The sequence below is a fragment of the Caulobacter sp. LjRoot300 genome, from assembly GCF_964253875.1.
Taxonomy (GTDB): Bacteria; Pseudomonadota; Alphaproteobacteria; order Caulobacterales; family Caulobacteraceae; genus Caulobacter.
In genome coordinates this window covers 66,661-78,886 of record NZ_CAXUSA020000004.1, presented here as the reverse complement: position 1 = coordinate 78,886, position 12,226 = coordinate 66,661, and the positions used below count along the sequence as shown (strand labels likewise).

The window sequence follows — 12,226 nt, the reverse complement described above, 5'->3', positions numbered from 1 at the left end:
CATGACGGCTATCGCGTGCTTGAGAATTCTGGTCGCCGGCCTCGCCGAGGCGGGGCGGGGCGCCCCGGCGGCCCAGGTGCAAGCCGCCGCGGACCTGTACCTGAAGCATCGCTGGAAGGCCCCGCGCCGCTACGGCGCCGTCGCGCCCCTGGCCTTCGTGCTGGCCGACACCAAGGCCGACAGCCTGGATCCGGTCGAAATGCAGACCCTGGCGATCGAGCTGGAGGCCGGCCTGTTCCCCGGTCGTCAGGCTGGCCAGGTCTGCCTGCTGACCTTCGAGGGCGACGAGGCCGCCGTCCTGCGGTTCGCCAGCCTGTCCCAGGCGTCGCTGGCCAGCCTGATCGCCGGCCGCGGTTATGCCGGCCCTCCTGGCCACGTCCAGGTGATCACCGCCGACGAAATCCGCGCCGTGCCCAGCGCGGCCAGCGAGGCGGTCATCGACGAGACGCTGCAGGCGGCCTTGCGGCTCACGGCGCCGGCCCAGGACGGTCCCGTCGCCGCCGGCTCGGGAGCGGCCGCCCGTCCGGTCCCTTCGACCTTCGCCGCCAAGCCGGCCGCCAGGACCGCGCCCGAAAAACCCAGGGCGCCGCCGCCGCCCGCCACCGGCTGGTGGGGCCTGTACCATCCGCCGTCGGAGTCGTTCGTCGGCGCCGTGATCGGCCTGCGGGCGGACCTGTCGGCCCCGCGTCCCACCGAGGACGCCGCCTTGCTGACCCGCGACCTGACCAGCCTGAACGACGCCCAGGCCGCGTTCGCCCATCCGTCCTTCCAGAAGGGAGCCGGCGACACGGGCATGCTGTTCGTGCCGTTCAGCTTCTGGAACCTGACCAACCCGGCCTCGCAGGAGGCCTACAAGCGCCGGCTGTCGCGCTATCCGCTCGACATGCAGACCCGCCTGGGCGCGAGCGTCTACGACACCCCGCGCGAGCCTTCGCTGGGCCTGCTGGGGCAGATCCGCGCGTTCCTGCAACCGCACTTCGCGTTCATCGACCTGAACATCACCGAGCCGAACTTCCCGGTCGGCACGCTGCCGGGCGACCTGGCCACCAGCATCACCCTGTCGCTGCCCGAGGACGACCTGCGGGCCCGGGTCGAGGCGATCGGCCAGTTTGCCGCGGCCCAGGGCGCCTATCGCGCCAAGGGGGTCCGGCAGGGCGTCGCCGGCCTGCGCGACCCGAGGGAGCTGGAGGCCTGCCGCGCGGCCGGCCTGCGCTTCGTCTCCGGCCCGGCGATCAGCGAGCTGATGGCCAGCCCGATCGGCGCGGCGCCCGCCCAGGGTCTGCCGCTAAAGGTCGCCTGACGTCATCCTTGGCGCGCACCGCGACAGTGGGTCGCGGGCGAATTGCTCGCGTATGAGTCGATTCCGCTAACCTTCGACGCGTAGTGTGGCGGCATGACTGCGATCGCATGCTTGAAGGTCTTCGTGGGCGACGAACTGCGGTTCGCCGACAACGACACCATGGCCGGCTTGGTGGGCAAGGTGGCGGGCGCCTACCTTGAGACCACCTGGCTGTGGCCGCGCCGCTACGGCCTGGTCGCGCCGTTCTCGTTCGTGCTGGCCGACCCGCGCGCCACCACGCTGGACGCCCGCGAGCTGCAGGCCCTGGCCCGCGACCTGCAATTCAAGCTGTTCGGCGACAAGGGCGACGGCGACATCGCCCTGCTGATGTTCGAGGGCGACCAGACCGACGTCATGCGTTTCGCCGGCATTCACGGCGCTCAGCTGAAGGCCCTGCTGGAAGGCGAGGGGGACAGCCCGTTCGCCGGGCGCGTCTGCCGGATCACCCCGACCGAGGTGACCTCGGTCGTGCCCAAGGGCGGGCCGGTCTGCGGCGCGCCGACCATGGAGGAGCTGGCGGCCCTGGCCGCCGCGGACGACGCCGCGCCCGCCGGTCCGCCGGCCCGGGTCGGCTATCGCGGCGTCTATCATGGCCCGCGCCAGACCTTCATCGGCAGCGTCGCCGTCTGGCGAGAGGCCCAGACGCCGTCGGCGTTCGGCCTGACCCCGCCGCCGCTCGAGGTCAGCCGGCCCGAGGACGACATCGCCACCCTGGGCGGAGCGACCGAGGCCCTGGCCGCCGCGCCGGTGGGCGTGGTGTTCTTCCCGCTCAGTTTCTCGACGCTGGTCAAGCCGCGGGCGCGGGCCGAACTGCTGCCGCACCTGGAAGCCCTGCCGAAGGGATCGCGGCCGCGCCTGGCGGTCGGCGTCTACGATACGCCGCGCGCCCCGTCGTTTTCGGCCCTGTCACAGATCAAGCGGTTCCTGGAGCCGTTCTTCGGGCGGCTGGACCTGCGCGTCACCGACCCGGCGTTCCAGATCGACGAGCTGCCGGCCGACCTGGCGGGCAGCGTCACCCTGATCCTGCCGCCGGGCGACGAGCCGACCCGGCTGGCGGCGGTCAACCGCTTCATGCGCGAGAGCCCGGCCTATCGCCGCAAACAGGTCTGGCAGGGCGTCGCCGACATCCGCACCCGCCGCGAGCTGAACCATTGCATCGACCTGGGCCTGCCGTTCATGACCGGCGAGGCGGTGACCGACCTGCTGGAACAGCCGGTCGGCGCCGCGCCGCTGCCTTGGCTGAACCTGCCGCTGCACGACTGGTCGGTGGCCCCCGAGGCCGGACCGGTGTCGTCCGTGGCCTGATCGTCAGGGCCCGGCGACGGGGCCGTGGTCATTCTTTCGCCGCGATAGCCGTCAAGCTTCCCGCCTTGAGGTTGGCGGGCGATCTCGTGGCGCTTCGGGCTTTCCGGGCGGTGGTCGGCGGCGCCGCCGTGGGCCCGACGGGATCACGTGTTGCACAGCTTGGCCGCCCAATCGACGACGTCTCGGCGCCCGGCTCGCCGCCGGACGGGCTGGGTCCTGGCCTCGATGCTGCTGCTGGCGACCGCACCGCTGGCGGAGAACGCCAGCGCCGACACCCTGAAGGAACGCCTGGAGGCCCGGATCGGCCTGCGGGCCCGGCCCGTCTTCGCGCCCAGCGGACGTTTCCGCACCGAGGATGGCGATGTCTTCATCCTGGACCGCACGGGCCCCAGGGCCCTGCTGAAGTTCCAGAACCGCGACGAGGTCTGGGCGCTGGAGGGGCATCCCGCGCCGCGGGGCGACACGGTGTTCAGGAACGACCTCGGCGAGACGGTGCTGCGGGCCAGTAAGCTGGGCGGCCTGACCCTGTTCACGCGCCGGGCGCCGAACGGCCAGGCCGTGATGCTGGTCGGGCCCGGCGATCCGCTGTCGGGCCGCCGTCCCCTGTCGCCCATGGCCCTGCTCCGCGCCCTGGTGGTGTCGGGCCACCGCGCCACCCGGGCCGCTCAGCATCCGCTGGCCGTCACCTCGGTGGACGAGATCACGGCCGAGACCGCGGCGCCGATCGCCGACGCGGCCGTCGTCGTCGCCGAGGCCTTCGAGGACCTCGACCGTTCCGGGCGGCGCGACCAACTGGCCCGCTGGCGGCGGGTGGTCCTGGCCCTGGGCGACAAGGCCGAGGCCAAGGCCGACGGCGACGTCCTGGTGATCGTGCTGAACCCGAAGACGGGACCCGCCGGCCGGCCGTCGTCGGCCAGGATCGCCCGGGCCCTGAAGCGGGGTCGCTGACTTGGCGAAGTCCTCCGTGCGAAGAGCGTCGTTTGGGGGCTGGATTTGCCGGGCGACGCAACTCACCTTGGGCAGGCGGGAAGCAGGGGCGGGCAAGAGATGAGCGGCGTGAAACGACTGGCGGGCGCGGCCCTGGGCGCCCTGCTGCTGGCGGGCCCGGCCCTGGCCGCGCCGACGGCCTCCTTGTCGCCGGAGGCCCGCACGGCCGCCCGCTTCGAGGCCGCCGCCGGGAACCGCGCCCAACTGCGGCTGTTCCTGCGGGCCATGCCCAAGGGCGGCGACCTGCACAACCACCTGGTGGGCGCGGCCTATGCCGAGGACTTCCTGGCCTGGGCCGACGCCGACGGCCTGTGCGTGACCACCGGCCCGCTGCCGGCCATCGCCGCCGGTCCTTGCGACGCGCCAGGCAAGGTCCCGGCCAGGGACCTGGGCAAGACCAATCCGGCGCTGTACGGCCGGGCGATCAATGCGCTGTCGATGCGCAATTACCACCCCGGCGCCGACGGAGCCCTGCCGTCCGGCCACGATCAGTTCTTCTCGACCTTCGACCGCTTCGAGGCCGTGACCGACGCCAACCTGCCGGGCCTGCTGGCCGCGGTCCGCGACCAGGCGGCCGGCGACGCCGTCCTTTATGTCGAGACATCGGTGAACCCCTCGGCCATGGCCGACCTTGTCGCCCTGGCGCGGAACACCCCCTGGGACGGCGACATGGCCAAGGCCCTGGCCGCCCTGCAGCCCGGCATCCCGGCCATGACCGCCAAGGCCCGCCAGCAGTTCGACGCCGCCGAAGCCGAGGCCGACCGCCGCCAGGGCTGCCTGGCCCAGAAGCCGCGCACCGGCCCCTGCGCCGTGGCGCTGGGCTACCAGGCCTTCGCCGTGCGCATCCTGCCGCCCAATGTGGTCTTCGCCCAGCTGACGGCGGCCTTCGCCCTGGCCCAGGCCGACCCGCGCTTCGTCGGCGTCAACATCGTCGCGCCCGAGGACAACCCGACCGCCCTGGCCGACTACGCCCTGCACATGCGCATGCTGCAGTTCCTGCACGCCCGCTATCCGGAGGTGAAGCTGTCGCTGCACGCCGGCGAGCTGACCCAGGGCCTGGTGGCCCCGCGCGAGCTGCGCTTCCACATCCGCCAGGCGGTCGAGGTGGCTGGGGCCCGGCGCATCGGCCACGGCGTCGACATCGCCTACGAGGACGACGCCCCGGCCCTGCTGGCCCGGATGGCCCGCGACAAGGTCGCCGTCGAGGTCAACCTGACCAGCAACGACGCCATTCTGGGGGTCAAGGGCGGCGACCATCCGCTGGCCCTCTACCGCCAGGCCGGGGTGCCGTTCGTGCTGTCCACCGACGACGAGGGCGTGTCGCGCATCGACCTGACCAACGAGTACCTGCGGGCGGTCACCGAGCAGGGCCTGGGCTATGGCGACCTGAAGGCCGCCGCCCGGGCCAGCCTGGAATACGCCTTCCTGCCCGGCCCCAGCCTGTGGGCCGCCCCGCGCACGCCGGTCGCCGCCTGCGCCCGCCCCGGCCCGGCCTGCGACGCCTTCCTGGCCGGCAGCCGCAAGGCCGCGGCGCAGTGGCGGCTGGAGCGCGAGTTCGAGGCGTTCGAGGCGGGGCGGTAGGACGGTCGCCACCCCACCCACGGTTGTCATCCCGGAAGCCTCGTAGAGGCTGTCCGGGACCCAGGGGACTGGGCTAATGCGTTGCGGTTCCCCTGGGTCCCGGACAAGCGCTGCGCGCTTTCCGGGATGACAACGGGGAGGGCGCCCACAGGACGATGAACATGGCGCTACCCCTTCGCCCCGTCGTCCGCCCCGTCGTCCCAGGTGATCACCACGCTGGGGGCCGAGCGCTCGGCCGGGCCGTGATAGACCGCCTCGATGTTGTTGCCGTCCGGGTCGTAGGCGAAGGCGGCGTAGTAGCCGGGATGGTAGTCGCGCAGGCCCGGCCCGCCGTTGTCGCGCCCGCCATTGGCCAGGGCGGCGGCGTGGAAGCGACGGACGGTCGCCTCGTCCGCGGCCTGGAAGGCCAGGTGCACGTGGCTGGCCGGCTCGCCGACGTCGATCCACAGCTCGTCGGCGTAGAAGTGGTCGCCGGCCCCGGGGATCTCGTCCTCGACGATCGGCACGCCGACCGCCTCGAGCACGGCCTTGTAGAACCGCTTCATGGCCGGCAGGTCGCGGGTGCGCAGGTGGACGTGGTCGATCAGGCGGCCGCGATGGAGTTGCATGGGACGGGCTCCGACAGAACTTTGTTCCGGCATCAACGTGGCGGTCTCCGGCCCAGTTTCCGGCGCCGGCGGGTCTTCAGAAGCCCATCAGCGACAGCACCTCGCGCCGCGAGCGCTGGTCGTCGCGGAACACGCCCATCATCCGGCTGGTCTTCATCGTCACGCCCGGCGTGCGCACGCCGCGGCCGCTCATGCAGGCGTGGCTGGCCTCGAGGATCACGGCCACGCCCAGGGGCTGGAGATTGTCCCACAGGCAGTCGGCGATCTGGGCGGTCAGGCGCTCCTGCACCTGCAGCCGCCGGGCGAAGCCGTGCAGCACCCGCGCCAGCTTGGAGATGCCCACCACCCGGTCGCGCGGCAGGTAGGCGATGTGCGCCTTGCCGATGATCGGGGCCATGTGGTGCTCGCAGTGCGACTGGAACGGCACGTCCTTCAGCAGCACGATGTCGTCATAGCCGCCGACCTCCTCGAACACCCGCGACAGGTGCCGGGCGGGATCCTCGCCATAGCCCTCGCAATACTCCTTCCAGGCCCGCGCCACCCGCGAGGGGGTGTCGACCAGGCCCTCGCGCGACGGATCCTCGCCGGTCCAGCGGATCAGGGTGCGGATGGCGTCCTGGACGTCGTCGGGGACGGGAGGCGAGGCAGGGGGCATGGGGCGGCTCCTGGACGGGATGGTGCCTTAGGGAAAGGCGCGTGGCGACGAGTTGTTTCCCTCGACGGTCCTCCCCCTGTGGGGGAGGCGATCGCGCAGCGATCGGTGGGGGGAGTTTTGGGATCGTCGATCCGTATGGCCATTGGCCGATCACTCCCCCCTCCGTCGGCTTCGCCGACACCTCCCCCACAGGGGGAGGGTAAACTTGGAGACGCGCACAAGCGCATGTCCCCGTCGGAGGAAGCCGACAGGCTTGGGGAGGCGGCGGAGCGTCCGGGCCATGCCCGGTTCAGGATTGTGGAGTGTACCGTTTCGGCCTGGGCCGGAGCGCTCCGCGCGGCCGGTGGACGAGAGCCTTCGGGTCGCGGATTTTTAACCCGCTCCGATGGAGGCCCCCGGCGGGCGGAGGGGCGACGTACCCCGTCCGGACCGCATGGGCGATTTCAGCCCATGCCTGGTGCGTTTCGCCGTTCGGCCCCGAGGGGATGTTCCCATCGTCCGGTCCGGACCGCCCGAGGCCCCATCCGAGGTCCCCACGTTCCGCCGACCGACCCGAAGGGCCCTCCGACGCCGGCCGACGGACGCTCCCCGCTCGACCGCCCCCGCCACCCGCCAGGTCGCCAGCTGGACGGCCTCCCCGGTGGTGGGGCGAGAGTTAGTATGGGCGGGTTTGAGGGGGTGTGGATCAAATCGGGTCGAGAAAATTCAGGGCTTTGAAATCGTGGAACTTTGTCCGCTATCCGCCGAGCATGGACGCCCTCTCCCAGAGGGAGAGGGAGGGGCCCAAGCGAAGCTTGGGAGGGTGAGGGGTTAAACCGTCAACCGGCGCGCCGGCAGGGCGTCGGTGTGAAACCGGACAGGGTGAAACCTCTCACCCTCCCACCGCTCCGCGGCGGGCCCCTCCCTCTCTCCAAGAGAGAGGGTTCAAGAACGCGCCCCTCCCGCCCTCCGCCCGCAGCGGCGAGGCCGCGCCTTGAAACCTTGGCTGCCAGCCTGCTCTGGGGACTGACCGAGTCAAGGACCGCCTCCGGCGGCCGCGCCGCGGCGGCGCGACGCGCCGTCCTTGACTCGGTCAGTCCCCAGAGCTCCCATCCACCAAGGCTTCAAGGCGTGGCCGCATCCGGCTGGGCGGATGGAAAGGGCAAAGCAGCCGCTACCGGGCAACGCGTCGCAAACGTCTAGTTTGTGCCTTGACCAGACGCTTGCGAGGTCTTGCGCTAAAGGTAGCGCTTCCCCATCTCCTACTCGCTCCGGTGTTAGGCACTCCCACCGCGATCCTGAGGTTATCCGACGGATGGCACATCGGCGATCCGCGATTAGCCACATGAATTGACCCATGGGCATAATGCGATCGTTTTGGTTAGCGGCTCTGCGTTTCGGCGCAAGGTGGCCGGAGCTAGTGGGAGCAAGGATATGAAGCAAAAGAAGCCTTCGTACCTTGGCCTCGTTTACAAGCACCTGCCATGGGCGCTGACTGTCGCCTACTGGGTGGGTAAGGTCAGCCTCGTGGTTGTCCAGCTTGTAAACGAGGCCGCTAACTACCGTGCACAATTTCGACCACAGATTTCCGCTTAAGAGCGGTGTTCACATCTACGTCCAGGATGACGTCTCGCGGAAGGCCGGCCAGGATCTCTGCGACTGGATCGAGGACCGTTGGTCCCCTCCTTCGCATTTCTACCATTTTCGCGATGGCGGGCACGTCGCGGCATCGCGGATGCATCAAGTTTCGCCTTTTATCCTAGGTCTAGACTTGAGGCGCTTCTTCGACCAGGTCACGCGCACCAAAGTCCACCGGGGTCTTCGTCGCATTGGTTTTAAGTCTGCTGATGCCTACGAGTTTGCCTGCATGTCGACTGTGACCAAGGACGGCTCGCCCGGGGCCTACAGCCTGCCCTTCGGTTTCGTGCAGAGCATGCATTTAGCATCGCTCGTTCTTCACTACTCCGCTTTGGGTCGCGCCATGCTAGCTGTGAAGCGCACTGGTGTGCGGCTCTCGGTTTATGTCGACGATGTATTGATGTCGGCTGACAGTCTTAATTTGCTAAACGATGCGCAGTCCCTGATTCTACAGGGCGCGGATACGGCGGGTTTTGCTTTCAATCCGGACAAGGTGCGCGGCCCAGCCAGCCTGATCCAGGCGTTTAATATCCGCATTGGTCAAGGCGCGCTGACGATCGTCGATAACCGATTGAATGAGTTCCGCCAGACGGTTCTGGAGCCCCCGGTCGCACCCGCTGAAGCGACAATTGCCTATGTTCGCACAGTCAACGCGGACCAAGCCGATGCTCTCGCCGCTGTCCGCGCGACGGCAGGCCTTTAGCGATACGCAAGGGGTGCCCCCCTACCTTCTCCCAAACAACCGCTCAATATCCGCCAACTTCAGCTCCACATAGGTCGGCCGCCCGTGGTTGCATTGGCCCGAGTGCGGCGTCGCCTCCATCTCCCGTAGCAGGGCGTTCATCTCCGCGCCGTTCAGCCGCCGTCCCGCCCGGACGCTGCCGTGGCAGGCCATGGTGGAGCAGACCTCCTCCAGGCGCTCCTTCAGGGCCAGGGCCGCGCCGTTCTCGGCCAGGTCGTCGGCGATGTCGCGGACCAGGCCGGCGGCGTCGGTCTTGCCCAGCAGGGCCGGGGTCTCGCGGACCAGCACCGCGCCGGGGCCGAAGCTCTCGACCACCAGGCCCAGGGCCGCCAGCTCCTCGGCGCGGGCGACGACGCGCTCGGCCTCGGCGGGGTCCAGCTCGACCACCTCGGGCAGCAGCAGGGCCTGGCGGGCGACGCCGCCGGCCGCCATCTCGGTTTTCATCCGCTCGTAGACCAGGCGCTCGTGGGCGGCGTGCTGGTCGACGATGACCACGCCGTCGCGGGTCTGGGCGACGATATAGGTCTCGTGCACCTGAGCCCGGGCCGCGCCCAGCGGGAAGTCGACCGGGTCGAAGGCCGGGGTGGAGCCTTCGGCGGCGCCCGGATAGGCGCCCCCTGGATAAGCGATGGCCGGCGGGGCGTCGTAGCCGCCGTAGGCCGCCTCGCGCACCGCCTCGGCGACGCCGCCCCCGAAGGCCTCGGCGCGCGTGGCGTAGGCCTCCTCCGGCGCGGCCTCGTAGCGGGCCGAGACGTCCGACAGGCCCGGCAGCACCTGGGGCGCCGGCCGCGTCCAGCCGCCCGCCTGCCAGGCCGAGAAGCCGGCGGGGGAGGGGCCCCCTTGATAGGTATTGGGCTGATAACCGGGATAGGGCGCGGCCATGCTCTGCGCCCGGATGGCGTCCAGCGCGCTGGCCGCCGTGGTGGTCGAGGCCCGGTGGCCGGCCGCCGCCAGGGCGTGGCGCAGGGCTCCGACGATCAGGCCGCGCACCAGGGCCGGGTCTCTGAACCGCACCTCGGCCTTGGCCGGGTGGACGTTGACGTCGACCTCGGCGGTGTCGAGGCTGATGTAGAGGGCCGCGGTCGGGTGGCGGTCCCGGGCCAGGAAATCGGCATAGGCCGCGCGCAGGGCCCCCTGCAGCAGCCGGTCGCGCACCGGGCGACCATTGACGAACAGGTACTGGTGGGCGGCGTTGCCGCGGTTGTAGGTGGGCAGGCCGGCGAAGCCCGTCAGCCGCACGCCGTCGCGGGTCTGGTCGATCTCGATGGCGTTGTCCTGGAAGTCGCGGCCCAGCACGGCCGACAGCCGGGCCAGGCGGCCTTGCGGGCCGGGATGCTCGGGCGGCAGGCGAATGACCCGGCGGCCGTCGATGTCCAGGCTGAAGCCGACGCCCTCGTTGGCCATGGCCTGGCGCTTGATCTCCTCGGTGATCGCCAGGGCCTCGGCGCGCTCGGACTTCATGAACTTCAGCCGGGCGGGGGTGGCGTAGAACAGGTCGCGCACCTCGATCCGCGCCCCGTGGTCGCCGGCGAAGGCGGCGGGGGCCACCTCGCCGACCGCGCCGCCCTCGACCAGGATCGAGAAGGCGTCCTTGCTGCCCTTGGCCCGCGAAGAGATCGACAGCCGCGCCACCGAGCCGATCGAGGGCAGGGCCTCGCCGCGGAAGCCCATGGTGTGGATGCGCAGCAGGTCCCACAGGCCGTCGGCGTCGGGGGCCAGCTTGGAGGTGGCGTGGCGCTCGATGGCCACCGGCAGTTCCTCGGCGGACAGGCCGCAGCCGTCGTCGGCCACCAGGATGCGGGTCAGGCCGCCGCCGTGGGCCTCGACCTCGATCCGCGTGGCGCCGGCGTCGATGGCGTTGTCGACCAGCTCCTTGATGGCGCTGGCCGGCCGCTCGACCACCTCGCCGGCGGCGATGCGGTTGACGGTCTCGGGCGGCAGGCGGCGGATCGGCATGGACGGCGGGCTTTCGGGGCGACTTTCGGGGCGGGGCCGCTCGGCGGGCCCGCATTGCGGGATGGTAATTTGACCGGCCCAGCTTGGGCCCTTCCAAGTGGGGAAGGTCGATCATCCTAGATCGATTCCAGCTGGCCTGAAGGATCACAGATAGTGACGCCTATCCGTTTCGCCGCCTTTTACCCTGTCATCCCGGCCGCAGCGAAGCGGAGAGCCGGGACCGCCGCAAGCGCTGCGCTCAGGCGTCGGTCCCGGATCTTCGCGCTGCGCGCTGCGTCCGGGATGACAGCCCTGGGGCTGGTGCTTTTCGGGTCAGCGGCTTTCGCCCAGCAGGCGGTCGACGCCTCCGGGCCGATCGACCTGCACAAGGTCGACCCCGAGGCCAACATGGTCGAGGAACTGGTGGTCAACGCCCCGATGCCGGGGCCGGCCTGGTGGAAGGTCAGCGACGCCGACACCACCGTCTATGTGCTGGGCGTGCCGGGCATGACGCCCAGCGACCTGACGTTCGACGACACGGTGCTGCGCCGCCGGCTGGACGGCGCCAACGTGCTGATCATGGGCCAGGAGGCCGAGGTCAGCGTCATCCGGATGGTCAGCCTGGCGCTGGGCGGCCGCAAGCTGTTCATCATGGACCGGCCCATGCGCGAGACCCTGCCGCCGGAGCTGCGCGCCCGACTGGAGGCGCGACTGAAGGCCTCCAAGAAGAAGCCCGACGAGATGGACGACATCAAGCCCGCCTTCGCCGGCTTCGTGATCGGCAACTCGCAGGAGGGCAACCTCTCGATCCACCTGGGCAGCCTCACCGACCAGATCAGGGCGCTGGCCAAGGACAAGGACCTGGCCAAGCGGCCGCGCATCCAGACCCTCGATGGCTACAGCCTGGTGGGGGCGATCAAGAGCCTGGCCACGGCGCCCCAGCCGCTGCAGGAGCTGTGCCTGGACGCGGGCCTGCGCCAGGCCGACAGCGGCGACGGCGGGATCAAGGCCGTGGCCGACCGCTGGGCCAAGGGCCAGGTGCGGGCGCTGGTCTCGGCCGACCGCGGCTTCTCGCGCTGCCTGGCCTCGACCCCGTCCATCAGCCGCGAGCTGCGCGACGGCCAGAAGGAAGCGGTCAAGGCCATCGCCTCGGCCCTGAAGACCCCCGGCAAGGCGGTGGCGGTGATCGAGCTGCGCTCGCTGCTGGCCGAAGGCGGGGTGCTGGAGCAGCTGAAGGCCAAGGGGTTCACGGTGGAGACGCCGGGGGGGTGAACAGGAGGCGCTTCCCTCCCCCTTGCGGGGAGGGTGGCCTCGCGAAGCGAGGTCGGGTGGGGGATCGGTGCAGGGCGCCCACGCGGCGGCGACGCCCCACCCACCAGCTTCGCTGGTCCCCCCTCCCCATGAAGGGGAGGGACAGCCGCTGAGAAGAAGTGCGAGAAGTTCGCCGTCCTGGCTTT

The 12,226-nt window shown here is 70.8% G+C and carries 9 protein-coding genes; 6 read left to right on the top strand and 3 right to left on the bottom strand.

The genetic code is table 11. The features are described 5' to 3' along the window. The first annotated feature begins 19 nt into the window (after positions 1 to 19). The 4 genes from ACSQ2G_RS14850 to ACSQ2G_RS14835 all read left to right on the top strand — a co-directional run bounded on the left by ACSQ2G_RS14850 (position 20) and on the right by ACSQ2G_RS14835 (position 5,212). Positions 20 to 1,300, top strand: a complete 1,281-nt coding sequence (locus tag ACSQ2G_RS14850; protein WP_436032121.1) for a hypothetical protein — start codon at positions 20 to 22, stop codon at positions 1,298 to 1,300. A 111-nt stretch (positions 1,301 to 1,411) separates the two neighbouring features. Next, a complete protein-coding gene (locus ACSQ2G_RS14845; RefSeq protein ID WP_436032119.1) occupies positions 1,412 to 2,644 on the top strand; it encodes a hypothetical protein in 1,233 nt (410 codons plus the stop codon). A 150-nt stretch (positions 2,645 to 2,794) separates the two neighbouring features. Continuing rightward, positions 2,795 to 3,592, top strand: coding sequence for a DUF4908 domain-containing protein (locus tag ACSQ2G_RS14840; RefSeq protein ID WP_436032118.1), 798 nt, complete (start codon positions 2,795 to 2,797; stop codon positions 3,590 to 3,592). Between the two features lie 99 nt (positions 3,593 to 3,691). Then, positions 3,692 to 5,212, top strand: a complete 1,521-nt coding sequence (locus tag ACSQ2G_RS14835; protein ID WP_436032116.1) for an adenosine deaminase family protein — start codon at positions 3,692 to 3,694, stop codon at positions 5,210 to 5,212. A 167-nt stretch (positions 5,213 to 5,379) separates the two neighbouring features. On the opposite strand, the gene ACSQ2G_RS14830 is transcribed toward ACSQ2G_RS14835, so the two are convergent. Beyond that, a complete protein-coding gene (locus tag ACSQ2G_RS14830) occupies positions 5,380 to 5,820 on the bottom strand; it encodes a VOC family protein (protein WP_436032114.1) in 441 nt (146 codons plus the stop codon). Between the two features lie 76 nt (positions 5,821 to 5,896). Further along, the gene (folE, locus tag ACSQ2G_RS14825; protein ID WP_436032112.1) at positions 5,897 to 6,475 is read right to left on the bottom strand and encodes a GTP cyclohydrolase I FolE; all 579 of its coding nucleotides are present in this window, start codon (positions 6,473 to 6,475) and stop codon (positions 5,897 to 5,899) included. Positions 6,476 to 8,018: 1,543 nt separating this feature from the next. Between folE and ACSQ2G_RS14820 the strand changes: the two genes are divergently transcribed. Beyond that, positions 8,019 to 8,795 (top strand): reverse transcriptase domain-containing protein, encoded by a 777-nt coding sequence (locus ACSQ2G_RS14820; RefSeq protein WP_436032110.1) that lies wholly within the window; start codon positions 8,019 to 8,021, stop codon positions 8,793 to 8,795. Positions 8,796 to 8,816: 21 nt separating this feature from the next. Here ACSQ2G_RS14820 and mutL read toward each other — a convergent pair whose 3' ends face one another. Beyond that, positions 8,817 to 10,790: a DNA mismatch repair endonuclease MutL gene (gene mutL / locus ACSQ2G_RS14815; protein WP_436032108.1), complete on the bottom strand. Its 1,974-nt coding sequence runs from the start codon at positions 10,788 to 10,790 to the stop codon at positions 8,817 to 8,819. Positions 10,791 to 11,072: 282 nt separating this feature from the next. On the opposite strand from mutL, the gene ACSQ2G_RS14810 reads away from it, so the two are divergent. Then, positions 11,073 to 12,041, top strand: a complete 969-nt coding sequence (locus ACSQ2G_RS14810) for a TraB/GumN family protein (protein ID WP_436032106.1) — start codon at positions 11,073 to 11,075, stop codon at positions 12,039 to 12,041. Positions 12,042 to 12,226 lie beyond the last annotated feature (185 nt).

What these genes read in the sequence shown, in the direction of transcription:
- ACSQ2G_RS14835 (WP_436032116.1), top strand. Translation starts at nt 3,692, where the DNA reads ATGAGCGGCGTGAAACGACTGGCGGGCGCGGCCCTGGGCGCCCTGCTG.
- ACSQ2G_RS14830 (WP_436032114.1), bottom strand. Translation starts at nt 5,820, where the DNA reads ATGCAACTCCATCGCGGCCGCCTGATCGACCACGTCCACCTGCGCACC.
- folE (WP_436032112.1), bottom strand. Translation starts at nt 6,475, where the DNA reads ATGCCCCCTGCCTCGCCTCCCGTCCCCGACGACGTCCAGGACGCCATC.
- mutL (WP_436032108.1), bottom strand. Translation starts at nt 10,790, where the DNA reads ATGCCGATCCGCCGCCTGCCGCCCGAGACCGTCAACCGCATCGCCGCC.
- ACSQ2G_RS14810 (WP_436032106.1), top strand. Translation starts at nt 11,073, where the DNA reads ATGACAGCCCTGGGGCTGGTGCTTTTCGGGTCAGCGGCTTTCGCCCAG.